The following is a 24,334-nucleotide window of genomic DNA, read 5'->3' as shown; positions in this document are numbered from 1 at the left end:
TCGCATGACTCCGACGGCCACCGACGAGGCGTCGCTCGCAGCCGATTTCGCTGCTTCCATGTCCGCGCCCAGCTCGGCCGGCGCCGTGCTGCGACGTGCGCGCGAGGCCCGCGGCCTGCACATCGCCGCGCTGGCCGCGACCTTGAAGGTGCCGCAGTCCAAGCTGGAGGCCCTCGAGGCCGATCGCTACCAGGATCTGCCCGACGCGACCTTCGCCCGCGCGCTGGCGCGCTCGTTGTGTCGCGTCATGAAGCTGGATGCCGCGCAGGTGTTGGTCCTGCTGCCGACCAGCGGTGCGGAAGCCTCGCTCGACCGGGTGACGCCAGGCCTGAACCAGCCCTTCCGCGCGCGCTCGGTGAGCCAGGATCCCGCGTTGTCGACGGCCTTGCTCAAGCGTCCGGCAGTGCTGGGCGTCGGCGTGCTGCTGATCGCTGCGGTGGCGGTCTACGCCATCCCGTCGAGCTGGATCGACCATGTCACGCAACGCTTCCAGCGCGCCAACTCTTCCACCGTCACGGCGCCCGGCCCGGGCAACGTCGCCGGCACCCCACCCGCCACGACGGAGGCTCCGCCGACGAACATCGAGGCGCCGGTGGTGAGCACCTCCGACCCGGCGTCGCAGACCAATGTGGGCGCAACGCCGCCGACGTCGTCGACGTCGCCCACGACCCAGGCGGCGCCCACGCCACAGACGACGGTTTCGCCCACGCCCTCGGTCAACGCCCCGACCGCGGCGACGTCCACCGTCACGCCGTCGACGACTGCTCCGATGCCGCCTGGCGCGGCGCCCGCCGGCCAAAGCGCTCAAGGCGCTCAAGGCGGTCAACCGGTCCAGGCCGGCGCCCCCGCACCCGGCACCTCGCCCTTGAAAGTCCGCGCCAGCGCCGAGGCCTGGGTCGAGGTCGTCGACGCCAAGGGCCAAGTGTTGCTGTCGCGACTGCTCAGACCCGGCGACCTGGTCGACGTGAACGGCGTCGCCCCGTTGAAGCTGCGCGTGGGCAACGTGTCCGGCACGGAACTGGTGTTCCGCGGCCAGCCGGTGGACCTCGCCGCGCGGTCGCGCGACAACGTCGCCCGCGTCGAACTGAATTGAACTGAACTGACCGGATCGAACCCGACCCTCCGGGCGCCGCACCAGCCGTATTTCCCTCGCAAGAGCGCCGCATGATGCACAAGCAAGCCACTCCCGATCTCGCCGCAGCCGATGCCGCCGGCGACCTGTCCGACCTGATCGTCGCCGCCGCGCCGTCGGCACGACGGTCGCGTCAGGCCCAGGTGCGCTGGGGCAGCCGCATCGTCACGATCGGCGGCGACGCGCCCGTGCGCGTGCAGTCGATGACCAACACCGACACCGTCGACGTCATCGAGACGGCGATCCAGATCAAGGAGCTGGCGCAGGCCGGCTCGGAGCTGGTCCGCATCACCGTCAACAACGCCGAGGCCGCCGACGCCGTCCCGCACATCCGCGAACAGCTCGACCGCATGGGCGTCGACGTGCCGCTGGTCGGCGACTTCCACTACAACGGCCACCGGCTGCTGACCGAGCACCCGGCCATGGCGCAGGCGCTGTCCAAGTACCGGATCAATCCGGGCAACGTCGGCAAGGGCGACAAGAAGGACCGGCAGTTCGCGCAGATGATCGAGGCCGCGATGCAGTACGACAAGGTCGTACGCATCGGCGTCAACTGGGGCAGCCTGGACCAGGAACTGCTCGCCCAGATGATGGACGACAACGCGAAGCGCGCCTCGCCCTGGGACGGCAAGCAGGTCATGTACCAGGCGCTGATCCAGTCGGCGCTGTCGTCGGCGTCCTATGCCCGCGAACTGGGCATGAACCCCGACAACATCATCATCAGCTGCAAGGTCAGCGGCGTGCAGGACCTGATCTCGGTCTACCGCGCGCTGAGCCGGCGCTGCGATTACGCGCTGCACCTGGGTCTGACGGAAGCCGGCATGGGCACGAAGGGCACGGTGGCCTCGGCCGCCGCGCTGGCGGTGCTGCTGCAGGAAGGCATCGGCGACACGATCCGCGTCTCGCTGACGCCTCAGCCCGGCGAATCGCGCACGCAGGAAGTGGTGGTCGCGCTGGAGATCCTGCAGTCGCTGGGTCTGCGCGCGTTCAACCCGAGCGTCACCGCCTGCCCCGGCTGCGGTCGCACGACCAGCACGACCTTCCAGGAACTGGCCAAGCAGATCGACGATTTCCTGCGCGCCCAGATGCCGGTCTGGCGCGAAAAGTACCCCGGCGTCGAGACCATGAAGGTCGCGGTGATGGGCTGCATCGTCAACGGCCCCGGCGAGAGCAAGCATGCCGATATCGGCATCAGCCTGCCGGGCAACGGCGAGGCGCCGGCGGCGCCCGTCTTCATCGACGGCGAGAAGGCGCTGACCCTGCGCGGCGACAACATCGCCGGCGAGTTCCACGCCCTGGTCGAGACCTACATCGAAAAGCGCTTCGGCGCGGGCGCGGCGAGCGCCGCAAGCACTACGAGCACCACCACCGCATGAGCAAGAACATCCAGGCCGTGAAGGGGATGAACGACATCCTCCCGGCCAGCGTCGACCGCAAGGACAAGCTGCCGAGCAGCCAGCTGTGGAGCTGGTTCGAGACCACGCTGCGCGACGTGCTGCAGCGCTACGGCTACCAGTACATGCTGACCCCGATCGTCGAGCCGACCGCGCTGTTCGTGCGCGGCCTGGGCGAGGTGACCGACATCGTCGAGAAGGAGATGTACTCCTTCACCGACAGCCTGAACGGCGACCAGCTGACGCTGCGTCCGGAAGCCACCGCCGGCATCGTCCGCGCGATGGTCGAGCACAACGCGCTGTACAACGGCCCGCTGCGCCTGTGGACGATGGGACCGATGTTCCGTCACGAGCGTCCCCAGAAGGGCCGCTACCGCCAGTTCAACCAGCTGGACGTCGAGGCGCTGGGCTTCGCCGGCCCGGACGTGGACGCCGAGATCATCCTGATGGTCCGCCGCCTCTGGCAGGAGCTGGGCCTGGTCGTCGGCGAGCACGTGCGGCTGGAACTGAACTCGCTGGGCCAGCCGGCGGCGCGCGCCGCGCACCGCGCCGCGCTGATCGCCCACTTCGAGGCGCACGCCGACAAGCTGGACGAGGACGGCAGGCGCCGCCTGCACACCAATCCGCTGCGCATCCTCGACACCAAGAACCCGGCGATGCAGCCGGTGGTCGAGGCCGCGCCCAAGCTGATGGACTTTCTCGGCGAGGAGACGCTGGCGCACTTCAACGCCGTTCGCGCGATCCTCGACGCCGCCGGCCTGGAGTACCGCATCAACACGCGTCTGGTGCGCGGCATGGACTACTACAACCTGACTGTTTTCGAATGGGTGACCGACCAGCTCGGCTCCCAGGGCACGGTCTGCGGCGGCGGCCGCTACGACGGGCTGTTCGAGCAACTCGGCGGCAAGTCGACGCCGGCCGTGGGCTTCGGCCTCGGCATCGAGCGACTGCTGCTGCTGATCGACGAACTGGGCCTGCCGGTGTCGTCGTCGTCGCCGGACGTCTATGCGATCCTGCCGGATGCGACTGCGCTGCCGCAGGCGATCCCCGTGCTGGAAGCGCTGCGCGCCGGAGGCGTCGCGGTGCAGATGCACGCCGGCGGTGGCTCGTTCAAGTCGCAGTTCAAGAAGGCCGACGCCTCGGGCGCCCGATTCGCCCTGGTGTTCGGTACGGACGAACTCGCCCGCGGCGAAGTCGCCGTCAAGCCGCTGCGCGGCGAGGGCGAACAAGTGACACGTCCGCTTAACACGGTAGCCGCATGGGCGGTCGACCTGCGCACCGCATAATCGCGACCTCGAATTTCAAACCGGACCCTCACTCGAACATGGCGGCTCATCTCGATCTCGAAGAACAGGAACAGCTGGAGCAGCTCAAGGCGTTCTGGAAGCGCTGGGGCAATCCGATCACCTGGCTGCTGACCCTGGCGCTGGTCGCCTACGCGGGCTGGACCGGCTGGAACTACTGGCAGCGCACCGAGGCGGCCAAGGCCGGCGCGATGTTCGGCGAACTGCAGCGTGCGGCGCAGGCCGGCGACCTGGGCAAGACCGTGGCCGTCTTTGGCACTCTGAAGCAGGACTTCGCCGGCACCGGCTACGCCGCGCAGGCCGCGCTGGTCACCGCCAAGCTGCAGCTGGACAAGGAAAAGGCCGACGAGGCCCGCGCCACCTTGGCCTGGGCCGCTTCGAGCGCCAAGGGCGACGCCAATCGCGATCTGTCGCGCCTGCGCCTGGCCGCGCTGCAGATGGACGCCAAGCAGTTCGACGAGGCCGGCAAGACGCTGGACGCCGTCAAGAGCGCTGACTTCGCCGCGCTGGTCGCGGATCGCCGCGGTGACCTGGCGCTGCTGCAGAACAAGCCCGACGTCGCCAAGGCCGAGTTCAAGAAGGCCTACGACGGCCTGGACAAGCAACTCGACTATCGCCGCCTGCTCGAAGTGAAGCTGGCCAGCCTGGGCGTTGCGGTCGGCGGGGACGAACCGGCCGCGGGAGCCGCCCAGTGAAGGCCGGGCTGATGCTGGAACGTCTGGCCCGTGCGCTGCTGATCGGCGGCGTCGCGGCGGTGCTGGGCGCCTGTTCGCTGTTCAGCAGCTCCACGGCGCCCAAGCCGGCGCCGCTGGAGGAACTGACGCCGTCGCTGCAGGCCCGCGTGGCCTGGGAGGCGCGCGTGGACAGCGTGAAGTTCCCGCTGGCGATCACGGCGGTCAGCGACCGCTTCATCGTCGGCGGCTCCGACGGCGTCATCAGCGCGATCTCCGTCGCCGACGGCACCACGCTGTGGCGAGCAGACATCGGCAAGGGCCTGAGCGCCGGCGTCGGCAGCGACGGCCGCTTCGCCGCCGCGGTGACCCGCGACAACGAGCTGGTCGTCACCGAGGGCGACAAGATCCTGTGGCGCAAGACGATGACGACACCGGTCGTCACGTCGCCGTTCGTCGCCGGCGAGCGCGTGTTCGTGCTGACGCTGGACCGCGCGGTGCTGGCCTTCGACGCGGCCGACGGCCGCCGCCTGTGGGAATTGCGCCGCCCGGGCGAGCCCCTGACGCTGCAGCAGTCGGGCGTGATCGGCGCCTACCAGAACACGCTGCTGGTCGGGCAGGGCTCGCGTCTGGCGGGCATCGACCCGACCCGCGGCCTGCTGATGTGGGAAGCGACCGTCGCCAGCCCGCGCGGCACCAACGAGGTCGAGCGCCTGGCCGACCTGGTCGGCCCGCTGGCGCGCGACAACGACGTCTTCTGCGCCCGGGCGTTCCAGTCGGCCGTCGCCTGCGTCAATGGCGAACGCGGCAACACGATCTGGACGCGCAACAACGCCGGCCTGCGCGGCGTGGGCGCCGATGCGACCATCGTCGTCGGCGGCGACGCGTCCGACCGCCTGACCGCCTGGGGCACCCGCAGCGGCGACGTGGTGTGGACCGCCGACCAGTTCCAGAACCGCAAGCTCAGCGCGCCGCTGGTGACCGACAAGTCGGTCATCGTCGGCGACAGCGAGGGCTATGTGCATTTCCTCTCCAAGGACAAGGGCCTGACCGTGGCCCGCCTGCAGACCGACAGCTCCGGCGTCGCCGCGGCGCCGGTGCAGCTCGGCGGCACGGTGCTGGTCGCCACCCGCAGCGGGCGCCTGTTCGCGCTGCGTCAAGACTGATATGAAACCTGTGATCGCCCTGGTGGGCCGCCCCAACGTGGGCAAGTCCACGCTGTTCAACCGGATGACGAAGAGCCGCGACGCCATCGTCGCGGACTTCGCCGGCCTCACGCGCGACCGCCATTACGGCGACGGTCGCCTGGGCGATCGCGAGTTCATCGTCGTCGACACCGGCGGCTTCGAGCCCGACAGCACCACCGGCATCGTCAAGGAAATGGCCAAGCAGACCCGCCAGGCCGTGGCCGAGGCGGACGCCGTCATCCTGGTGCTGGACATCCGCACCGGCCTGGCCGGCCAGGACATGGACATCGCGCGCTACCTGCGCCAGTGCAACAAGCGGGTCTTCGTCGCCGTCAACAAGGCCGAAGGCATGAGCGACAGCCCGCTGCTGGCCGAGTTCCATGAGCTCGGCATGGGCGAGCCGAATCCGGTCTCCGCCGCGCACGGGCAGGGCATCCGCTCGCTGCTCGAGGCGGTGCTGGACAGCTTCAAGGCGCCGGTCGAGGACGAGCCGCTCGCGGAAGGGGCGGGCCCCGATGACGAGCGCGCGATCCGCCTGGCCGTCGCCGGCCGCCCGAACGTCGGCAAGAGCACGCTGATCAACACCTGGCTGGGCGAGGAACGTCTGGTCGCCTTCGACATGCCGGGCACGACGCGCGACGCCATCAGCGTCGACTTCGAGCACAACGGCCAGAAGTTCAAGCTGATCGATACCGCCGGCCTGCGCCGCAAGGGCAAGGTCTTCGAGGCGATCGAGAAGTTCTCCGTCGTCAAGACGCTGCAGGCGATCTCCGATGCCAACGTCGTGCTGCTGCTGATCGACGCGACGCAGGGCGTCACCGACCAGGACGCGCACATCGCCGGCTACGCGCTGGACAGCGGGCGGGCGGTCGTCATCGCGATCAACAAGTGGGACGCGATCGACAGCTACCAGCGCGAGACCATCGAGCGCCAGATCGAGACGCGCCTGGGGTTCCTGCGCTTCGCGCCCATCCTGAAGATCTCCGCGCTGAAGCGCCAGGGTCTGGGCCCGCTGTGGAAGGCGCTGGCGGACGCCTATTCGTCGGCCTACCGCAAGATGACCACGCCGGTGCTGACGCGCCTGATCCAGGAAGCGGTGCAGCATCAGCAGCCGCAGCGTTCGGGCATCTCGCGTCCGAAGCTGCGCTACGCCCATCAGGGCGGGATGAACCCGCCGATCGTCGTCATCCACGGCAATGCGCTGGAAGGCGTCAGCGACGTCTACAAGCGTTATCTGGAAGGCCGCATCCGCGACCACTACAAGCTGGTGGGCACGCCGATGAAGATCGAACTGCGCTCCTCGAAGAATCCGTTCGCCGACACCTGAAAACAGCACGGTCCGGGGAAACCCGGTGCTGTGATAAGGTGTGGCATTCCAACACCTCACTTCCAACACGGAGAATATCGTGAGCAACAAAGGACAACTCTTGCAAGACCCTTTCCTGAACCTGCTGCGCAAGGAGCATGTTCCCGTGAGCATCTACCTCGTGAACGGCATCAAGTTGCAAGGCCATATCGAGTCCTTTGACCAGTACGTGGTGCTGCTGCGCAATACGGTGACGCAGATGGTCTACAAGCACGCCATCTCGACGGTGGTTCCGGGCCGTGCGGTGAACTTCCACACCGGCGAGAGCAACGACGCCAGCTGAAGCTGATTGACCACACAAGACCCCACCCATTCGACGCCGCCCCCCGAGGCGGCGCGCGCCATTCTGGTGGGGGTCGATCTGGGCCGCGGCGAGGCCTTCGACCCCACCCTCGACGAACTCGCGCTGCTGGCCGAGTCGGCCGGTGATACCCCGGTGGCTCGGGTCGTCGCCAAGCGCAAGGCGCCCGATGCGGCGCTGTTCATCGGCTCTGGCAAGGCTGACGAGATCAAGCTGATGGTGCAGGCGCTCGGCGCCCACACCGTGCTGTTCGACCAGGCCATCTCCCCCGCCCAGCAACGCAACCTGGAACGCCACCTCGGCGTCCCCGTGGCCGATCGCACCGCGCTGATCCTGGAGATCTTCGCCGCCCGGGCGCAGAGCTTCGAGGGCAAGCTGCAGGTGGAGCTCGCGCGGCTGCAGTACCTGTCCACGCGCCTGGTGCGCCGCTGGAGCCATCTGGAGCGTCAGAGCGGCGGCATCGGCATGCGCGGCGGCCCCGGCGAGCGCCAGATCGAGCTCGACCGCCGCATGATCGACGACCGCATCAAGTCGATCAAGGAACGCCTCAAGAAGGTCCAGAAGCAGCGCGCCACGCAGCGCCGCGCCCGCGCGCGAAACGGCGTGTTCCGTGTCTCGCTGGTCGGCTACACCAACGCCGGCAAGAGCACGCTGTTCAATGCGTTGACCAAGGCGAAGGCCTACGCGGCCAACCAGCTCTTCGCCACGCTCGACACGACGACCCGGTCGCTCTACCTCGAAGAGGCAGGCACCAGCGTCTCGTTGTCCGATACCGTCGGCTTCATCCGCGACCTGCCGCACAAGCTGGTGGAGGCGTTCAAGGCGACGCTGCAGGAGGCGGCCGACGCCGACCTGCTGCTGCACGTGGTCGACGCGGCCAGTCCGGTGCTGGCCGAGCAGATGGAGGAGGTGGAGCGGGTGCTCGCCGAGATCGGCGCGCACCACATTCCGCAGATCCTCGTCTACAACAAGCTCGACCTGCTCGAGGACAACCAGCGGCCGCGCCAGCTGCAGGACTGGCTGACGCGCGTCGGCGGCGAACACGGCGGGCAGCGTCTGCCGCGGATCTTCGTCAGCGCGGTCCAGGGCGAGGGGCTGGATGAGCTGCGCGCGATGATCGCGTCGCTGATGCAGGCCGCGCCGGTGCCCGAATACGCGGGGCAGGAGACGGACCAGGATGGCGACCGGGATGCCGACCAGGACGCGGACCTCGCGAGCGAGGACGGCACGACCGATGTCGACGACGGCGACTTGAACCCTCAAGACCCGCCCCAAGATCGGTCGGATCCGCAGGATCATCCGCAGGGACGCGCAGGCTGAGGCCGTACGCCAATGCCCGATACTTGCAACAAGACTTCCTCATCAGGATGCGTATGAATCAAGACGATCGCATGTCCGTCGCCGGTGGCGGACGTGACCCGCGGGGTGGAACCGGCAGCCTGCGCCGCCGGCTGGGCCTCTGGATGAGCAATGGCCGCAATGAAGGCCCGCCCGACCTGGACGAGCTGTGGCGCGATTTCAATCGCAAGCTGTCGCGCCTGTTCGGCGGCGGCCGTGGCGGCAATGACGGCAACGGCCCGTCGGGCAACGGCGGCGGCAATACGCCGCCCGACATGCGCGGTGCCGGCATCGGCGTGGCGCTGGTGATCGGCGTGGTGCTGCTGGGCTGGCTGGCGAGCGGCGTGTTCATCGTGCAGGAAGGCCAGCGCGGCGTGATCACCTCGTTCGGCAAGTACAGCCGCACGGTGGACGCCGGCATCCAGTACCGCCTGCCATATCCGTTCCAGGCGCACGAGGTCGTCTCGTTCACGCAGCTGCAGACGGTCGAGATCGGCCGCAACTCGGTCGGCCAGGCGACGGGTCTGCGCGACTCGTCGATGCTGACGCAGGACGAGAACATCATCGACGTCCGCTTCACCGTGCAGTACCGGCTGAAGGATGCGCGCGACTACCTGTTCGAGAACTTCAACACCGACGAGGCCGTCAGCCAGGCGTCCGAATCGGCGGTGCGCGAGATCGTCGGCCGCAGCAATACCGACGCGGTGCTCTACGAGCAGCGCGACGCGATCGCCAACGACCTCGTGAAATCGATCCAGACGCAGCTCGACCGGCTCAAGACCGGCATCGAGGTCGTCAATGTCAACCTCAGCAGCGTGCAGCCGCCCGAGCAGGTGCAGGCCGCCTTCGACGACGCGTTCCGCGCGACCGCCGACCGCGAGCGCCTGAAGAACGAAGGCGAGGCCTACGCCAACGACGTGATCCCGCGCGCCCAGGGCCAGGCGGCCCGTCTGCGCGAGGACGCCGAGGCCTACCGCGCCCGGGTCGTCTCGTTCGCCGACGGTGATGCGCAGCGTTTCAAGTCGGTGCTGGCCGAGTACCAGAAGGCGCCGGCCGTCACGCGCGACCGCCTCTACATCGACACGATGCAGCAGGTCTATTCGCGGGTCACCAAGGTGATGGTGGAGGCCAAGAGCGGCTCCAACCTGCTGTACCTGCCGCTGGACAAGCTGATGCAGCAGACCTCGGGCACGGTCACGACCACGGCGCCGACGCCGGTGCTGCCCACCGAGACGACGCCGACCGGACCGTCGTCGCTGAGTGCCGATCCGCGTTCGCGCGATGCCATGCGCAGTCGCGATCGCGACGGCCGTTGATCGAGGGGAGCCCACAACAATGAATCGCATCGTCTCCGTCGTCGTCGGTCTGCTGATCCTCTTCATGATCGCCAGCTCGACGCTGTTCGTCGTCGACCAGCGCCAGTTCGCGGTCGTCTATTCGCTGGGCGAGATCAAGGAAGTGATCACCGAGCCCGGCCTGAAGTTCAAGCTGCCCCCGCCGCTGCAGAACGTGGTCTTCCTGGATCGCAGAGTGCAGACGCTGGACGCGGCTGATCCGCGCCCCATCTTCACCGCTGAAAAGAAGAGCCTGGTCATCGACTGGCTGGTGAAGTGGCGCATCGTCGATTCGCGCCAGTACATCCGCAACAGCGGTACGCAGCTGCGCAGCCTGGAGACGCGCCTCAGCCCGATCGTGCAGAACGCGCTGAACGAGGAAGTGACCAAGCGCACGGTGCGCGCGGTGCTGGCCACCGAGCGCGAGAAGGTCATGCAGGACGTCCGCAAGCGCCTCGAGGAAGAAGCCAAGCAGTTCGGCATCGAGATCGTCGACGTGCGCGTCAAGCGCGTGGACTTCGCGGCCAACATCACCGAAGCCGTCTACAACCGGATGAAGTCGGAACGCGCCCGCGTCGCCAACGAACTGCGCTCCACCGGCGCGGCCGAGGGCGAGAAGATCAAGGCCGATGCCGACAAGCAGCGCGAGGTCATCACCGCCGAGGCATACCGCGACGCGCAGAAGATCATGGGTGAAGGCGATGCCAAGGCGTCGGTCCTGTACTCGGAGGCCTTCGGACGCGACCCGCAGTTCGCCCAGTTCTATCGCTCGCTGGACGCGTACCAGCGCTCGTTCAAGAACAAGGGCGACGTGATGGTGCTCGATCCGTCGAGTCCCTTCTTCAACGCGATGCGCAACGGCGGCCCTGGTGCCCCCGTGGGTCCGGCTCCGAAGAAGTGAGCCGGGAAGGGCCGGATGATGCGAGCGACGCGTCGCCGGCCTTCTTCATCAGGCTGACCGGCGGCAGCCGGGGGAGGGCGGCCTCATCATGGGTGGCGACAAGTGGCTGGCAGCGCTGGCGCTGCTGCTGATCATGGAGGGGCTGATGCCCTTCCTGAACCCCGCCGCCTGGCGCCAGTTGTTCGCCAAGCTGTTGGCGATGAGCGACGGTCAGTTGCGATTCCTCGGTCTCGCGAGCCTGGTCTGCGGCGGCGTGCTGCTGATGCTGCTCTGAGCAGCCTGTCACGAAGCCTCGCTGAATCGTTGGCGAACCCGTGCCGGACCCCTTCCTGAGGGTCTCGGCGGTCGAGCGGCGCCGCGACCCCGGTACAATGCCGTTTTTAACCCCTCCCTGAACGTCCATGGCCTCTGCTTGGCTGCTGCCCGAGCACATTGCTGACGTCCTCCCCTCCCAGGCCCGCCGCATCGAAGAACTTCGACGCGAGCTCCTGGACATGGCGCGGACCTATGGTTGCGAGTTGGTGATGCCCCCTCTGCTGGAGCATCTCGACTCGCTGCTTTCCGGCACCGGCCAGGCGCTGGACCTCAAGACCTTCAAGCTCGTCGACCAGCTCTCCGGTCGCAGCCTCGGCCTGCGAGCGGACACGACGCCGCAGGTCGCGCGCATCGACGCCCACCTGCTGAACCGTGCCGGTGTAACTCGCCTGTGCTACTGCGGCCCGGTCCTGCACACGCGCGCCGAAGGGCTGACCGCGACCCGCGAGCCGCTGCAGTTCGGCGTCGAGATCTACGGTCATGCCGGTCTTGAGGCCGATCTGGAGGCGCAGGAACTCGCCATCGACGCCATGCAGCGTGCCGGCGTGACGCGGCTGGTGCTGGACCTGGGCGACGCGCGCCTGGTGCGCGGCGTGCTCGGCGACCATGCGCTGGGCGAGGACCGACTGAACGCCCTGGTGGCCGCGATGGCCGCCAAGGATGCGGCCGGCGTGGCCGCGTTCTCGAACGAATTGCCGGACGACGTCGTCGCCGCGCTGCAGACCCTGCTGCGCCTGTACGGCGGCGTCGAGTCGCTGGCCGACGCGCGCAGGGCGCTGCCGGTCAACGCGCTGGTCACGGCGGCGCTGGATGACCTGGAGTGGCTGATCCGCCACCTGGGCGCCGCGTATCCCGACCTGCGCATTGGCGTGGATCTCGCGGACCTGCCGGGCTTCGGCTACTACAGCGGCGTGCGCTTCGCACTGTACGCGGAGGGCGGCAGCGACGCGGTGGTGCGCGGCGGCCGCTACGACGAGGTCGGCGCGGTCTTCGGCCGGCGTCGTCCCGCCGTGGGCTTCAGCCTGGACCTCAAGACGCTGGTGGGCCTGATCCCCGCCACCTCGCTGCGGGCCGCGGTGCGCGCCCCGTGGGGCGAGGATCCCGACCTGCGGGTGGCGGTCCGCCGTCTGCGCGAGCAGGGCGAAACCGTGGTCTGCGTCCTGCCGGGCCACGAGCACGAGAACGACGAATTCGAATGCGACCGCGAACTGGTGCAGTCCGGCGGTCAATGGGTGCTGCGATCGCTGTGAGCGACGCGATTCGCCCCTCCACCCTCAACCTCCCAATCATCGGATGAACGACATGCAAAGCAGTGAGATCGCGCGCGGGCGCAACGTGGTGGTCGTCGGCACCCAGTGGGGTGACGAAGGCAAGGGCAAGGTCGTCGACTGGCTGACGCCCCACGCGCAAGGCGTGGTGCGTTTCCAGGGCGGCCACAACGCCGGCCACACGCTGGTCATCAAGGGCGTGAAGACGGCGCTGCAACTGATCCCGTCGGGGATCATGCGCGACGGCGTCGCCTGCTACATCGGCAACGGCGTGGTGCTGGACCCGACCCATCTGCTGTCGGAGATCGAGCGCCTGGAGAAGGCCGGCATCGAGGTGCGTTCGCGCCTGTACATCAGCGAGTCCTGCCCGCTGATCATGCCCTTCCACGTCGAGGTCGACCGCGCCCGCGAGGCGCTGCGCGAAAGCAGCGGCAGCGGCAAGATCGGCACGACCGGCAAGGGCATCGGCCCGGCCTATGAAGACAAGGTCGCCCGCCGCGCGCTGCGCGTGCAGGACCTGAAGCATCCGGACCGCTTCGCGAAGAAGCTCAAGGAACTGATCGATCTGCACAACGCCTCGCTGACCGGTTACCTGAACTCGAAGGCGCTGGAGTTCCAGCCGATCTTCGACCATGCGATGTCGCTGGCCGACCAGATCAAGCCGATGATGGCCGACGTCGGCTACATGCTGCACAAGGCGCATCAAGCGGGTCAGAACATCCTGTTCGAGGGCGCGCAGGGCACGTTGCTGGACATCGACCATGGCACCTATCCGTATGTGACCTCGAGCAACTGCGTGGCCGGCAACGCTGCGGCGGGCGCGGGCGTGGGTCCGCAGATGCTGCATTACATGCTGGGCATCACGAAGGCGTACGCGACGCGCGTCGGCTCGGGGCCGTTCCCGACGGAGCTGGACTGGGAGCGCGGCACCGTGACCGGTCGCGCCCGTCGCTGCGGCTGGATCGACGCCGCGGCGCTGAAGCGTTCGATCATCATCAACGGCATCTCCGGTCTGTGCCTGACCAAGCTGGACGTGCTGGACGGCCTGGCCGAGATCAACATCTGCGTGGGCTACGAGCTCGACGGCCAGCAGATCGACATCCTGCCGCTGGATGCGGACGAGATCGTCGCCTGCAAGCCGGTGTACGAAGTCTTCCCCGGCTGGACCGAATCGACCTTCGGCATCACCGACTGGGATCAACTGCCGGCCAACGCGCGGTCCTATCTGAAGCGCGTCGAGGAAGTGGTCGGCGCGCCGATCGCCATGGTGTCCACCGGCCCCGATCGCGACCACACCATCCTGCTGCAGCACCCGTTCCAGGGTTGAGCGACCGCTCGCACCCTGTCGTTTTCCGTCTTATCCAGACCTGACCCCATCCATCGCTGAGGAGCCTCCCCCATGTTGACCGACGACGGCAAACATCTGTACGTGTCGTGGGATGAATACCACCTGTTGATCGAACGCCTGGCGCTGAAGGTGCATGCCTCCGGCTGGGAGTTCGACCAGATCCTGTGTCTGGCTCGCGGCGGGATGCGTCCCGGCGACGTGCTGTCGCGCGTGTTCGACAAGCCGCTGGGCATCATGTCGACGAGCTCGTACCGCGCGGAAGCCGGCACGATCCAGGGACGTCTGGACATCGCCAAGTACATCACCATGCCCAAGGGCGAACTCGCCGGTCGTGTGCTGCTGGTCGACGATCTGGCGGATTCGGGTGTGACGCTGAAGGCGGTGGTGGAACGACTGCGCGGCATGCCGTCGATCAGCGAACTGCGCTCGGCCGTGATCTGGACGAAGAGCGTCTCGGAATACACCCCGGACTACTACGTCGAGATGCTGGAAACCAGCCCGTGGATCCATCAGCCGTTCGAGGACTACGATTCGCTGCGCCCCGATGCGCTGGCGAAGAAGTTCGCGATCTGATGTACGAAGGGCTGACGACTGTCAGCCCTTTTTTCTTGTTGGTGTCGCGAGTCTTGCTGTCGAGTCCTCGACGGGGCGCCAATGAGAAAAGCCGGCGCGAGGCCGGCTTTTCGAATCTGGTGCCCAGGAGAGGACTCGAACCTCCACGGAGTTACCCGCTAGTACCTGAAACTAGTGCGTCTACCAATTCCGCCACCTGGGCAAGGTCAGAAGCCTGCTTCTCGCGAAACCTGGCTCAAGCCACTTCTTGAAGTATTCTTGAGGCTCGGTTTCTCGAAACACAGAAATGCTTCTGCGTTTCAGGAAAGACAAGGATTCTACTATCAAAAACTTCAAGAATGCAAGCCCCCAGGGCGCTCAGAACGCGCAGCTGATGGGGGAGATCGAAGGCACGGTGCAGGGTCACCGCGACGGGCACGGTTTCCTGATGCCCGACGATGGTCAACCGGACGTTTATCTGTCCTCGCAGGAGATGCACGCCGTCATGCACGGCGACCGCCTGCGGGTGCGCATCGTGCGCCACGACAAGCGCAACCGTCCCGAAGGCCGCGTGCTCGAGATCCTCGAACGCCGCAAGAAGCCGATCATCGGCCGTCTGCTGCTCGAGTCCGGCATCTGGCTCGTCGCCCCGGAAGACAAGCGCTACGGCCAGGACATCCTGGTCCCGAAGAACGCGATCGCGAACGCAACCGCGGGTCAGATCGTCGCCGTCGAACTCACCGAGCCGCCGTCGCTGTATTCGCAGCCCGTCGGTCGCGTGACCGAAGTGCTGGGCGAGATCGACGACCCCGGCATGGAGATCGAGATCGCCGTACGCAAGTACGAGGTCCCGCACGCCTTCAGCGCCGATACCCTGGCGCAGGCCGCGAAGCTGCCCGACAAGGTCCGCGCGGTCGACATGAAGCATCGCATCGACCTGCGCGACGTGGCGCTGGTGACCATCGACGGCGAGGACGCCCGCGACTTCGACGACGCCGTCTACTGCGAGCCCCACAAGCAGGGGCGGGGCAAGACCGCGTTCGTGGGCTGGCGCCTGCTGGTCGCGATCGCCGACGTCAGCCATTACGTGAAGCCCGGCGAGGCGCTCGATCGCGACGCCTATGAGCGCGCAACCTCCGTCTACTTCCCCAGACGCGTCATCCCGATGCTGCCGGAGAAGCTGTCCAACGGCCTGTGCTCGCTGAACCCGGAGCAGGACCGCCTGTCCATGGTCTGCGACATGCTGGTCAGCGAGGCCGGTGAGGTGCACGCCTACCAGTTCTATCCGGCGGTCATCAACTCGCATGCCCGCTTCACGTACACCGAGGTGGCGGCCATCCTCGGGAACACGCATGGTCCCGAGGCCCACAAGCGCAAGACGCTGGTGCCGCACCTGCTGCATCTGCACGAGGTCTACCGCGCGCTGCTGTCGCAGCGCGGCAAGCGGGGCGCGATCGACTTCGAGACCACCGAGACCCAGATCGTCTGCGACGACAACGGCCGCATCGAGAAGATCGTGCCGCGCACCCGCAATGAGGCGCACCGCCTGATCGAGGAGGCGATGCTGGCCGCCAACGTCTGCGCGGCGGATTTCATCGCGGGCGGCAAGCACGCGTCGCTGTACCGTGTCCACGAAGGTCCGACGCCGGAGAAGCGCGGCACGCTGCAGGCCTACCTGCGCGCGCTGGGCATCGGCATGGGCATCAGCGACGACCCGTCGCCGGGCGAATTCCAGGCGATCGCGCAGGCGACCAAGGACCGGCCCGACGCACAGCAGATCCACACGATGCTCCTGCGCTCGATGCAGCAGGCGATCTACACGCCGGCCAACGCAGGTCACTTCGGTCTCGCGTACCAGGCCTATACGCACTTCACCAGTCCGATCCGGCGTTATCCGGACCTGCTGGTGCACCGCGTGATCAAGTCCTTGCTCGCGTCGAAGAAGTACACGCTCGACGCGCACAAGATGGAAGCGGCGAACCCGATGCCCAAGCGGCCGGGCAAGCCGGCGTCGAAGGCGCCGAGTCCGGCGTCCGCCTCGACCGAGGCTGAACGCTGGGAAGTCGTCGGCGCGCACTGCAGCGCGAACGAGCGCCGCGCCGACGAAGCCTCGCGCGACGTCGAGGCCTGGTTGAAGTGCCGCTTCATGCGCGATCACCTCGGTGAGGAGTTCGCGGGCACGGTGAGCGCGGTGACGAGCTTCGGCCTGTTCGTGCAGCTGGATGCGTTGTACGTCGAGGGCCTGATCCACATCACCGAACTCGGCGGCGAATACTTCCGCTTCGACGAGGTCCGCCAGGAGCTTCGCGGCGAACGCACCGGCATCCGCTATGCGACGGGCGCGCGCGTGCAGGTGCAGGTCAGCCGCGTCGACCTGGACGGTCGCAAGATCGACTTCCGCCTCGTGCGTGACGGCGACGAGCAGCGCCTGCTGCGCGGCGCCCATCGGGACAAGTTCGGCGATCGCCGCGGTGGAGACGGCAAGGGCCCGGGAAGGAAGCAGGACAAGCGCGCCGAGCAGCGTGCACGCCGCGAGGCCGCCGCGGCTCCGGCGGCGACGGTGGTGCCGATGCCTCAGCCTCAGCCGGATCCGCCGACGGCGGTCGATGCGCTCGAGCGCATCGAACAGGCCGACCGCGTGCTGAAGGCCGAGCGCCGCAAATCCGAGCGTGCGACGAAGGGAGCGGCGACGCACCCGGTCCAGGCGGCCAAGCGCACGGCGCGCAGCGCGACGAAGTCCGTCGCGGCGAAGGGCAGCGGCGCGCCCGCGGCCAAGACGACGCGGCGCAAACGCGGCGCCTGACCTTCGTCCGGCCGGTTCAGTCTTCTTCGATTGAGCCGTCGACAAACCAGGGCCTGGTCTCCGCCAGGCCCTTGGTGTTTCTGCGTTCCGCTGGCGCTCAGGCGGACCGGCTGTGCAGCGCCGCCATGGCATCGATCAGGTCGGCGGCGAGCAGCGGGCCGGCATGGCCCTCGGCGGCCGCGCCATGCCATGCGACGGCGGCGCAGGCGAGGTCGTGCGGCGCGATGCCTGGCGACTGGGCCCAGAGTCCGCCGATCCAGCCGGCCAGCACGTCGCCGGTGCCTGCGGTCGCGAGCGCCGACGAGCCAGTGCCATTGATCGACAGGCGTCGCTCTGGTGTCACCACGACGCTGCCCGATCCCTTGAGCACGACGGTCGCCGAGAAACGCATCGCCAGCCGCGTCGCGGCGTCCAGGCGATCGGCCTGCACCTCCGCGGCGGAGGGCAGTCCCAGCAGCCGTGCCGCTTCCAGCGGATGCGGCGTCAGGATCGTCGGCCAGCCGTGGGCTGCGCGCCGCTGCAGCGCGTGCTGCAGCGTCTCGTCCGCGGCGACCAGGTTCAACGCGTCGGCGTCGAGCACGACGCGCGTCGCGCCGTGCAGCACCATGGAGAGGGCCGATGCGATCGCCGTGCCGCCGCCGCACCCGCACACCGCGACGATGTCCCGCCAGGTGTGCGGCGACGCGCTCCAGCGCGCGGCAGGCCAATGCATGAGTTCCGGTCGGGCCGGCCACGGTTGCCCGTCGTCGTCGGGCAGCGCCGCGTACACGCGACCCGCGCCGGCGGACAGCGCCGAGGTCGCGGCGAGCCATGCCGCGCCGCGCATCGTCGGCGCGCCGCCCAGCACGACGACGTCGCCGTTGCGACCTTTGTGGCTGGCCGCCGAGCGCGCGAATGCGCTTTGCCAGCGCGCGATGCGGCTGGCGCCGAACAGCAGGCCGACGCCGCTTTCGTCAACGGGTACGCCGAGATCGTCGAACCAGACGCGTCCCGCGAGCGCACGGCCTTCCCCGGTGAAGAGGCCGGGCTTCAAGGTGAGGAACGTCAGCGTGTGATGCGCGCGGACGGCATCGGCGCCGAGCGCCTGACCGGTGCGGACATCGATGCCGCTGGGCACGTCGACGGCCAGCACGGTTGTCCCGGCGTCACGGAGCATGGCGATGGCCTGGATCGCCGACGCGAACGCACCCTCGGGCGCACGGCTGGCGCCAAGGCCGAGGAGGGCGTCGATCGCGACATCGGCCCGACGAGGCATGAGCGGGATGTCCTGGCGCAATCGCAGGCCGGCCCCTCTGGCGGCGTCGAGCGCATGCGCGGCATCGCTGCCTGGCTCCGGCTCAGGGCCGACGAGGAGAACCTCAACGGCCCATCCCCGGGCTGCCAGGTGCCTTGCCGCGATGAGGCCGTCGCCGCCGTTGTTGCCGGGGCCGGCGACCACCACGGCGCACTGGCCGAAGGGCTTGAGCGCCGCCGCGAGCCGAGCCACCGCCAGGCCGGCGCGCTCGATCAGCGTGTGCGGCGGATGCAGCGACAGCGCCGCGGACTCGATGCGCCGGCTCGACGGCGCATCATGCAGGGATCGATCGTGGAAGGCGGGTAGCACCGGCAGCATGCCGCCGACTCTATCCCGGTCTCAGTTCTGCTGGTCTCAGTTCTGCTGGTGTCGGTGCTGCCGGTCTCGCTTCACTTGAGCCGTCCCGGCTCCAACAACGCCGCGTCGATGCCGGGATCCTTCTTCGCGAGCCGGGCGGCGAGCAATTGCGCCGCGGCACCGGCCATCGTCCAGCCGTGCTCGCCGTGGCCGATGTTCAGCCACACGCCGGGCAGGCCGGACTCGCCGATCAGCGGCAGCTCGTCGGGCAGCAGCAGCCGCGAGGTCTTCCACCGCTGCTGCCCGCCGGCGAGCAGCGCACCCGGGAACCAGTCGTGCGCGGCCTGATGCAGCGTGCCCATCGACTGGCCGTCCGGCTGCGACGACGAGCCGCCCAGTTCGTTCGCGCCGCCGACGCGCACGCGCTGTCCGAGCCGCGTCAGGCTGACGCCCAGGTTCATGTCGATGACGGTGGCGCGCGGACCCAGGTCCGGATGCGCCTCCAGCATGCGCAGGGGCGCCGTCAGCGTGTGGGTGTGGACCGTGCCCCACGGCAGCTTCAGCCCCTGGGCGGCAAGCAGCGAGGCGGCGCCCTTGCCGGCGCAGACGAGCACGGCGTCGACGCGCAGCGGCTCGCCCGCCGCGACGTGCACGGCCGGCTGGTTGCCGGGCTCGATGCGCAGCACATCGGTGTTGAAGTTCCATTGCACGCCGAGCCGTTGCGCTTCCAGCTTCAGCGCCTGGCTGAACTGGCGCGCGTTGGCGGCCTCGTCCTGCGACAGCAGGATGCCGCCGTGCAGCCCGGTCTCGGCGTTGAGCCCGGGTTCCTGCGCGCGGCAGCCGTCGGCGTCGAGCTCGCGATGCGGCACCTGCCGTGCCTGCAGCCGGGCCAGCACCGGCGCCGCCGCCTTGTAGTCCTTGGCGGTGCGCCACAGCAGCAGGATGCCGGCTTCTCGCTCGACCTCCATCTTCAGTTCGCGCCGCCACACCGCCATCACGGCCTGTCCTCGCAGCGCCAGCGCATGCAGCGCTTCCGGCATCGCGTGCGCGCCGCGCGCCCGGCCGGCGCGCCAATGCGCGAATTTCCAGCCGAGCTGACCGGGCTTGCCGCGCCACGCCATGGGCGTGTCCGGTCGGGCGGCCATCAGGCCCGGCGCGATCAGTCCCGGCGGCGCGAAGCTCGCGCCGGTGGCGACGCTGGTGTCGCGTTCGAAGACATGGACGTCATGGCCCTGCAGCGCAAGCTCGTAGGCGCTGGTGACGCCGGCCAGGCCGGCTCCGATGATGGCGACCCGCATCTCAGCGGTCCCCCGCGGCGGCCGCCGGTGCGCGCGTCCCCCGGCGTGCCGCCTGGAGTGCCGACTCCACGCGCGATGCGGCGCCCAGCACCGCGCGGTCGTGCATCGCGGGTGCCCACAGCATCAGGCCGACCGGCAGCTCGCCGGGGTGCTCGCAGGGGATCGAGATCGCGCAGCCGTCGAGCAGGTTCACGACGGCGGTGTTGCGCAGCAGGCGCGTGTTGGTGGCGAGAAACAGGTCGTCGCTGGACAGCAAGGGGGCGATCTCCGGGGCTTGGAGGGGAACGGTGGGGCTGAGGAAGGCGTCGATGCCCGACATCGCCGCGGTCATGTCGACGATCCAGCGGCGGCGGGCATCGAGCAAGGCCTGGTACGCCTCGGGAAGGATGGCTTCGCCGCGGCGGATGCGCACGGCGACGCGCGGGTCGTAGCGGTCGCCGCGTTCGGCGAGGCGCGCATGGTGCCATGCCCAAGCCTCTGACGCGGTGATCCCGCCCTGCGTTTGCAGTTCCGCCACACGCGGCAGGGCGGGCAGCGTGCGCTCCTCGATGCGGGCGCCGGCGGCGCGCAGCGTGGCGAGCGCGCGTTCGAACAAGACGGCCACGGCGGGCTCCAGTTCGTCCTGCATGAAGGTCGGCGTGATCGCGAGGCGCCATGCGGACAAGGGGCGCTCGTCCAGCTTGGCCGGAGCCCCGCTCAGCACCGCGTGCAGCAGTGCGGCGTCGCGTACCGAGCGCGTGATGGCGCCGGCGGTATCCAGCGACGGCGCCAGGGGCACGCAGCCCTCGAGCGGCACCAGCCGCGCCGTGCTCTTGAAGCCGACCAGTCCCTGCAGCGCGGCCGGGATGCGCAGCGACCCGCCGGTGTCCGAGCCGAGCGCCGCCCAGGCGGCGCCGGCCGACACGCTGACCGCGCCGCCGGAGGTCGATCCGCCGGGGATGCGTTCCAGGCCGTCGATGGCGCGTGTCACCGGATTCCGGGGCGTGCCGTGATGCGGATTGATGCCGACGCCGGAGAAGGCGAACTCGCTGAGGTTGGTGTGGGCCATCAGCGCTGCGCCCGCGGCGCGCAGCCGGGCGACGGCGGGGGCGTCGCGCACGGCGAGCGGTGCATCGTCCATCGCAGCGGAAGCGGCGGTCGTCGGCTGGCCGGCGACGTCGAACAGGTCCTTGACGGAAATCGCCAGGCCGCCGAGCGCCAAGCGGGCTTCACCGCGTGCCGCGGCCGCATCCGAGGCCTCGGCCGTTGCGCGGGCAGCATCGTCGAAGCGGCGCAGGAAGGCGTGCGCGCACGCCGGCCTGTCGGCGTGGGCGAGGTTGTCGGACAGCAGGGCACGCGCCGATTGCCGGCCCAGGCGCAGAGAGGCGAGCGCCTCGGTCAGGTCGATCGGCATGCAAAAACGGGTTATACTCGTTGGGTTTTTCCCGGATAAGCCAGCCGTTGGGGCTGGAGTCCGGTGAGAGACGCGGTTGGTGGCGGGCTGACGTGAAGTCTCAGGCTGTGCCACACATCGCAAATTCGCGAGTCCGGCTAATCGAGGTGTTGCGAGGTCTTTCAGACGTCGCAATTCGTGCCGGATTCTAGAACCAACCTTCGGAGTTACTTATGTCCGTCACGATGCGTGAGATGCTGGAAGCCGGCGTCCATTTCGGTCACCAAACCCGCTTCTGGAATCCCAAGATGGCCCCGTATATCTACGGCCATCGCAACAAGATCCACATCATCAACCTCGAGAAGACGCTGCCCGCGTTCGAGGAAGCCCTGAAGTTCGTGCGCCAGCTGTCCGCCAAGCGCGGCACGATCCTGATGGTCGGCACCAAGCGCCAGGCGCGCGACATCGTCGCCGCCGAAGCTGAGCGCGCCGGCGTCCCGAGCGTCAACCAGCGTTGGCTGGGCGGCACGCTGACCAACTTCAAGACGGTCAAGACCTCGCTGAAGAAGCTCAAGGACATGCAGGCCCAGATCGACGCCGGCACGCAGCCCGCGATCAAGAAGGAAGCCCTGATGTTCACGCGCGACATCAACAAGCTGGACAAGAACATCGGCGGCATCCAGGACATGGTCGCGCTGCCGGACGCCCTGTTCGTCATCGACGTCGGCTACCACAAGATCGCCGTCCAGGAAGCCAAGAAGCTGGGCATCCCGGTCATCGGCGTCGTGGACACCAACCACTCGCCCATCGGCATCGATTACGTCATCCCTGGCAACGACGACTCGGCCAAGGCTGTCGCCCTGTACGCCAAGGCGGTCGCCGACGCCGTGCTGGAAGGCCGCGCCAACGCGTCGAACGAAGTCGTCACGGCCGTCGCCGCTGAAGGCGACGAATTCGTCGAAGTGAACGAAGGCGCCTGATCCAGGCCCAGACCCTCGACGGGTTCTGACAAGGGGGCTGATTCAGCCCCCTTCGTCCAAGCAGATTCAGATTTTCAGCGGTGCCGGAGCGTTCCGGGCCGCGACACACGGAGATTGAAATGGCAGCAATTACCGCAAGCATGGTCGCCGAGCTGCGCGCCCGCACCGACTCCCCGATGATGGAGTGCAAGAAGGCGCTGACCGAAGCCGACGGCGACATGACCCGCGCTGAAGAGATCCTGCGCGTCAAGCTGGGCAGCAAGGCCGGCAAGGCCGCCTCGCGCGTCACCGCCGAAGGCGTCGTCGCCGCGGCCGTGAAGGGCAATGCCGGCGCGCTGATCGAAGTCAACTGCGAAACCGACTTCGTCTCCAAGAACGACGCTTTCCTGGCTTTCGTGAATGCGCTGGCCGGCCTGATCGTCGACAGCAACCCCGCCGACATCGCCGCCCTGTCCGCCCTGCCGCTGTCGCAGGAAGGTTTCGGCCCGACCGTCGAGGACGTGCGCGCCGGCCTGATCGGCAAGATCGGCGAGAACATGACGATCCGCCGCTTCAAGCGTTATGAAGGCGCCAAGCTGGCCTCGTACCTGCACGGCACCCGCATCGGCGTGATGGTCGAGTTCGACGGTGACGAAGTCGCCGCCAAGGACGTCGCCATGCACGTCGCCGCGATGAAGCCGGCCGCGCTGTCGTCCGCCGAAGTCCCGGCCGAACTGGTCGAGAAGGAGCGCAAGATCGCCGCCGAGAAGGCTGCCGAGTCCGGCAAGCCCGCCGAGATCGTCGCCAAGATGGTCGAAGGCTCGGTGCAGAAGTTCCTGAAGGAAGTCTCGCTGCAGGACCAGGTCTTCGTGAAGGCCGCCGACGGCAAGCAGACCGTCGCGCAGATGCTGAAGGACAAGGCCACCACGGTGAAGTCCTTCACCCTGTACGTGGTCGGCGAGGGCATCGAGAAGAAGGTCGACGACTTCGCCGCCGAAGTGGCCGCCCAGGTGGCGGCTGCGAGCAAGCAGCAATAAGCGTCACGACTCGAAAAGGGCGCCTCTGGCGCCCTTTACACTTGTCCGCTTGCGCATGCAGGCGCACGCACGACACTCCCTCCATCGGCTGTACTGACGAGGTAACAATGCCCGCCCACAAACGCATCCTGCTCAAGCTTTCCGGTGAAGCCCTCATGGGCGACGACTCCTACGGCATCAACCGCGCCACCATCGTGCGCATGGTCCAAGAGATCCAGGAAGTGACGAAGCTCGGCGTGGAGGTCGCGGTCGTCATCGGCGGCGGCAACATCTTCCGCGGCGTGGCGGGCGGCGCGGTCGGCATGGACCGCGCCACGGCGGACTACATGGGCATGCTGGCGACGGTGATGAACTCGCTGGCCCTGGCCGACACGATGCGCCAGGAAGGCATGACCGCGCGCGTCATGTCGGCCATCGCGATCGAGCAGGTCGTCGAGCCCTATGTGCGTCCCAAGGCGCTGCAGTACCTGGAAGAGGGCAAGGTCGTCGTCTTCGCCGCCGGCACCGGCAATCCCTTCTTCACGACCGACACGGCCGCCGCGCTGCGCGGTGCCGAGATCGGCGCCGAGATCGTGCTGAAGGCCACCAAGGTCGACGGCGTCTACACCGCCGACCCCAAGAAGGATCCGACGGCCACGCGCTACTCGCGCATCAGCTTCGACGAGGCCATCGGCAAGAACCTGCAGGTCCTGGACGCGACCGCGTTCGCGCTGTGCCGCGACCAGAAGCTGCCCATCAAGGTGTTCTCGATCTTCAAGCCGGGCGCGCTCAAGCGCGTCGTGATGGGTGAGGACGAGGGCACGCTGGTGCACGTCTGACCGGGCTGGCGCGTTAGACACCCGCCGCCCCTGATCGAGGAAAAG

The 24,334-nt window shown here is 68.4% G+C and carries 21 protein-coding genes and 1 tRNA gene; 18 read left to right on the top strand and 4 right to left on the bottom strand.

What is annotated here, in order from left to right; all coding sequences use genetic code 11:
• The first annotated feature begins 4 nt into the window (after positions 1 to 4).
• The 14 genes from PV762_RS26430 (at position 5) to PV762_RS26365 (ending at position 14,432) form a co-directional block, all read left to right on the top strand.
• Positions 5 to 1,093 carry a RodZ domain-containing protein gene (locus PV762_RS26430; RefSeq protein ID WP_421037974.1) on the top strand — a complete coding sequence of 363 codons (1,089 nt, stop codon included), beginning with the start codon at positions 5 to 7 and terminating at the stop codon, positions 1,091 to 1,093.
• 74 nt (positions 1,094 to 1,167) lie between these two features.
• Entirely contained in the window at positions 1,168 to 2,508 is a 1,341-nt protein-coding gene (gene ispG / locus PV762_RS26425; RefSeq protein ID WP_421037988.1) for a flavodoxin-dependent (E)-4-hydroxy-3-methylbut-2-enyl-diphosphate synthase, read from the top strand.
• A complete protein-coding gene (gene hisS / locus PV762_RS26420) occupies positions 2,505 to 3,812 on the top strand; it encodes a histidine--tRNA ligase (protein WP_421037973.1) in 1,308 nt (435 codons plus the stop codon). Before ispG ends, hisS begins: the two co-directional genes overlap by 4 nt.
• 38 nt (positions 3,813 to 3,850) lie before the next feature.
• Positions 3,851 to 4,525 carry a YfgM family protein gene (locus tag PV762_RS26415; RefSeq protein ID WP_421037972.1) on the top strand — a complete coding sequence of 225 codons (675 nt, stop codon included), beginning with the start codon at positions 3,851 to 3,853 and terminating at the stop codon, positions 4,523 to 4,525.
• Positions 4,526 to 4,536: 11 nt separating this feature from the next.
• Positions 4,537 to 5,667, top strand: coding sequence for an outer membrane protein assembly factor BamB (bamB, locus tag PV762_RS26410; protein ID WP_421037971.1), 1,131 nt, complete (start codon positions 4,537 to 4,539; stop codon positions 5,665 to 5,667).
• 1 nt (position 5,668) lies between these two features.
• On the top strand, positions 5,669 to 7,015 hold the full coding sequence (der, locus tag PV762_RS26405; RefSeq protein WP_421037970.1) for a ribosome biogenesis GTPase Der: 1,347 nt from the start codon (positions 5,669 to 5,671) through the stop codon (positions 7,013 to 7,015).
• 79 nt (positions 7,016 to 7,094) lie between these two features.
• On the top strand, positions 7,095 to 7,337 hold the full coding sequence (gene hfq, locus PV762_RS26400; RefSeq protein WP_067275532.1) for an RNA chaperone Hfq: 243 nt from the start codon (positions 7,095 to 7,097) through the stop codon (positions 7,335 to 7,337).
• A gap of 6 nt (positions 7,338 to 7,343) precedes the next feature.
• Positions 7,344 to 8,675 carry a GTPase HflX gene (gene hflX / locus PV762_RS26395; protein ID WP_421037969.1) on the top strand — a complete coding sequence of 444 codons (1,332 nt, stop codon included), beginning with the start codon at positions 7,344 to 7,346 and terminating at the stop codon, positions 8,673 to 8,675.
• 53 nt (positions 8,676 to 8,728) lie between these two features.
• The gene (gene hflK / locus PV762_RS26390) at positions 8,729 to 10,009 is read left to right on the top strand and encodes an FtsH protease activity modulator HflK (protein ID WP_421037968.1); all 1,281 of its coding nucleotides are present in this window, start codon (positions 8,729 to 8,731) and stop codon (positions 10,007 to 10,009) included.
• Positions 10,010 to 10,028: 19 nt separating this feature from the next.
• Positions 10,029 to 10,928 (top strand): protease modulator HflC, encoded by a 900-nt coding sequence (hflC, locus tag PV762_RS26385; protein ID WP_421037967.1) that lies wholly within the window; start codon positions 10,029 to 10,031, stop codon positions 10,926 to 10,928.
• 88 nt (positions 10,929 to 11,016) lie between these two features.
• Positions 11,017 to 11,202: a DUF2065 domain-containing protein gene (locus tag PV762_RS26380; RefSeq protein WP_421037966.1), complete on the top strand. Its 186-nt coding sequence runs from the start codon at positions 11,017 to 11,019 to the stop codon at positions 11,200 to 11,202.
• Positions 11,203 to 11,329: 127 nt separating this feature from the next.
• Positions 11,330 to 12,493 carry an ATP phosphoribosyltransferase regulatory subunit gene (locus PV762_RS26375; protein ID WP_421037965.1) on the top strand — a complete coding sequence of 388 codons (1,164 nt, stop codon included), beginning with the start codon at positions 11,330 to 11,332 and terminating at the stop codon, positions 12,491 to 12,493.
• Between the two features lie 52 nt (positions 12,494 to 12,545).
• A complete protein-coding gene (locus PV762_RS26370; protein WP_421037964.1) occupies positions 12,546 to 13,838 on the top strand; it encodes an adenylosuccinate synthase in 1,293 nt (430 codons plus the stop codon).
• A 72-nt stretch (positions 13,839 to 13,910) separates the two neighbouring features.
• Positions 13,911 to 14,432, top strand: a complete 522-nt coding sequence (locus PV762_RS26365) for a phosphoribosyltransferase (RefSeq protein WP_088403590.1) — start codon at positions 13,911 to 13,913, stop codon at positions 14,430 to 14,432.
• 117 nt (positions 14,433 to 14,549) lie between these two features.
• Here PV762_RS26365 and PV762_RS26360 read toward each other — a convergent pair.
• Positions 14,550 to 14,634: transfer RNA gene (locus PV762_RS26360), tRNA-Leu, on the bottom strand.
• A gap of 171 nt (positions 14,635 to 14,805) precedes the next feature.
• Here PV762_RS26360 and rnr point away from each other — a divergent pair.
• Positions 14,806 to 17,214 carry a ribonuclease R gene (gene rnr, locus PV762_RS26355; RefSeq protein ID WP_421037963.1) on the top strand — a complete coding sequence of 803 codons (2,409 nt, stop codon included), beginning with the start codon at positions 14,806 to 14,808 and terminating at the stop codon, positions 17,212 to 17,214.
• 97 nt (positions 17,215 to 17,311) lie between these two features.
• Here rnr and PV762_RS26350 read toward each other — a convergent pair whose 3' ends face one another.
• The 3 genes from PV762_RS26350 to PV762_RS26340 all read right to left on the bottom strand — a co-directional run bounded on the left by PV762_RS26350 (position 17,312) and on the right by PV762_RS26340 (position 21,496).
• Complete coding sequence (locus tag PV762_RS26350; RefSeq protein WP_421037962.1) at positions 17,312 to 18,826, bottom strand: NAD(P)H-hydrate dehydratase; 1,515 nt, start codon at positions 18,824 to 18,826, stop codon at positions 17,312 to 17,314.
• Positions 18,827 to 18,897: 71 nt separating this feature from the next.
• Positions 18,898 to 20,103: an FAD-dependent oxidoreductase gene (locus PV762_RS26345; protein ID WP_421037961.1), complete on the bottom strand. Its 1,206-nt coding sequence runs from the start codon at positions 20,101 to 20,103 to the stop codon at positions 18,898 to 18,900.
• Position 20,104: 1 nt separating this feature from the next.
• Positions 20,105 to 21,496, bottom strand: coding sequence for an amidase (locus PV762_RS26340; protein ID WP_421037960.1), 1,392 nt, complete (start codon positions 21,494 to 21,496; stop codon positions 20,105 to 20,107).
• 212 nt (positions 21,497 to 21,708) lie between these two features.
• On the opposite strand from PV762_RS26340, the gene rpsB reads away from it, so the two are divergent.
• The 3 genes from rpsB to pyrH all read left to right on the top strand — a co-directional run bounded on the left by rpsB (position 21,709) and on the right by pyrH (position 24,289).
• Positions 21,709 to 22,455, top strand: a complete 747-nt coding sequence (gene rpsB, locus PV762_RS26335) for a 30S ribosomal protein S2 (RefSeq protein WP_421037959.1) — start codon at positions 21,709 to 21,711, stop codon at positions 22,453 to 22,455.
• Between the two features lie 119 nt (positions 22,456 to 22,574).
• Positions 22,575 to 23,471 (top strand): translation elongation factor Ts, encoded by an 897-nt coding sequence (gene tsf / locus PV762_RS26330; RefSeq protein WP_331614127.1) that lies wholly within the window; start codon positions 22,575 to 22,577, stop codon positions 23,469 to 23,471.
• 107 nt (positions 23,472 to 23,578) lie between these two features.
• Positions 23,579 to 24,289 carry a UMP kinase gene (gene pyrH, locus PV762_RS26325; RefSeq protein ID WP_088403597.1) on the top strand — a complete coding sequence of 237 codons (711 nt, stop codon included), beginning with the start codon at positions 23,579 to 23,581 and terminating at the stop codon, positions 24,287 to 24,289.
• Positions 24,290 to 24,334 lie beyond the last annotated feature (45 nt).

The organism is Mitsuaria sp. CC2 (assembly GCF_048957715.1).
In the GTDB taxonomy this organism is placed as follows: Bacteria; Pseudomonadota; Gammaproteobacteria; order Burkholderiales; family Burkholderiaceae_C; genus Roseateles.
The sequence above is the reverse complement of the archived record's forward strand: the minus strand, read 5'-3'. Positions and strand labels throughout refer to the sequence as shown.

Excerpts from the sequence above, each read along its gene's own strand:
- PV762_RS26430 (WP_421037974.1), top strand. The coding sequence starts at position 5 with ATGACTCCGACGGCCACCGACGAGGCGTCGCTCGCAGCCGATTTCGCT.
- ispG (WP_421037988.1), top strand. The coding sequence starts at position 1,168 with ATGCACAAGCAAGCCACTCCCGATCTCGCCGCAGCCGATGCCGCCGGC.
- hisS (WP_421037973.1), top strand. The coding sequence starts at position 2,505 with ATGAGCAAGAACATCCAGGCCGTGAAGGGGATGAACGACATCCTCCCG.
- PV762_RS26415 (WP_421037972.1), top strand. The coding sequence starts at position 3,851 with ATGGCGGCTCATCTCGATCTCGAAGAACAGGAACAGCTGGAGCAGCTC.
- bamB (WP_421037971.1), top strand. The coding sequence starts at position 4,537 with ATGCTGGAACGTCTGGCCCGTGCGCTGCTGATCGGCGGCGTCGCGGCG.
- der (WP_421037970.1), top strand. The coding sequence starts at position 5,669 with ATGAAACCTGTGATCGCCCTGGTGGGCCGCCCCAACGTGGGCAAGTCC.
- hflK (WP_421037968.1), top strand. The coding sequence starts at position 8,729 with ATGAATCAAGACGATCGCATGTCCGTCGCCGGTGGCGGACGTGACCCG.
- hflC (WP_421037967.1), top strand. The coding sequence starts at position 10,029 with ATGAATCGCATCGTCTCCGTCGTCGTCGGTCTGCTGATCCTCTTCATG.
- PV762_RS26380 (WP_421037966.1), top strand. The coding sequence starts at position 11,017 with ATGGGTGGCGACAAGTGGCTGGCAGCGCTGGCGCTGCTGCTGATCATG.
- PV762_RS26375 (WP_421037965.1), top strand. The coding sequence starts at position 11,330 with ATGGCCTCTGCTTGGCTGCTGCCCGAGCACATTGCTGACGTCCTCCCC.
- PV762_RS26370 (WP_421037964.1), top strand. The coding sequence starts at position 12,546 with ATGCAAAGCAGTGAGATCGCGCGCGGGCGCAACGTGGTGGTCGTCGGC.
- PV762_RS26365 (WP_088403590.1), top strand. The coding sequence starts at position 13,911 with ATGTTGACCGACGACGGCAAACATCTGTACGTGTCGTGGGATGAATAC.
- rnr (WP_421037963.1), top strand. The coding sequence starts at position 14,806 with ATGGGGGAGATCGAAGGCACGGTGCAGGGTCACCGCGACGGGCACGGT.
- PV762_RS26350 (WP_421037962.1), bottom strand. The coding sequence starts at position 18,826 with ATGCTGCCGGTGCTACCCGCCTTCCACGATCGATCCCTGCATGATGCG.
- PV762_RS26345 (WP_421037961.1), bottom strand. The coding sequence starts at position 20,103 with ATGCGGGTCGCCATCATCGGAGCCGGCCTGGCCGGCGTCACCAGCGCC.
- PV762_RS26340 (WP_421037960.1), bottom strand. The coding sequence starts at position 21,496 with ATGCCGATCGACCTGACCGAGGCGCTCGCCTCTCTGCGCCTGGGCCGG.
- rpsB (WP_421037959.1), top strand. The coding sequence starts at position 21,709 with ATGTCCGTCACGATGCGTGAGATGCTGGAAGCCGGCGTCCATTTCGGT.
- tsf (WP_331614127.1), top strand. The coding sequence starts at position 22,575 with ATGGCAGCAATTACCGCAAGCATGGTCGCCGAGCTGCGCGCCCGCACC.
- pyrH (WP_088403597.1), top strand. The coding sequence starts at position 23,579 with ATGCCCGCCCACAAACGCATCCTGCTCAAGCTTTCCGGTGAAGCCCTC.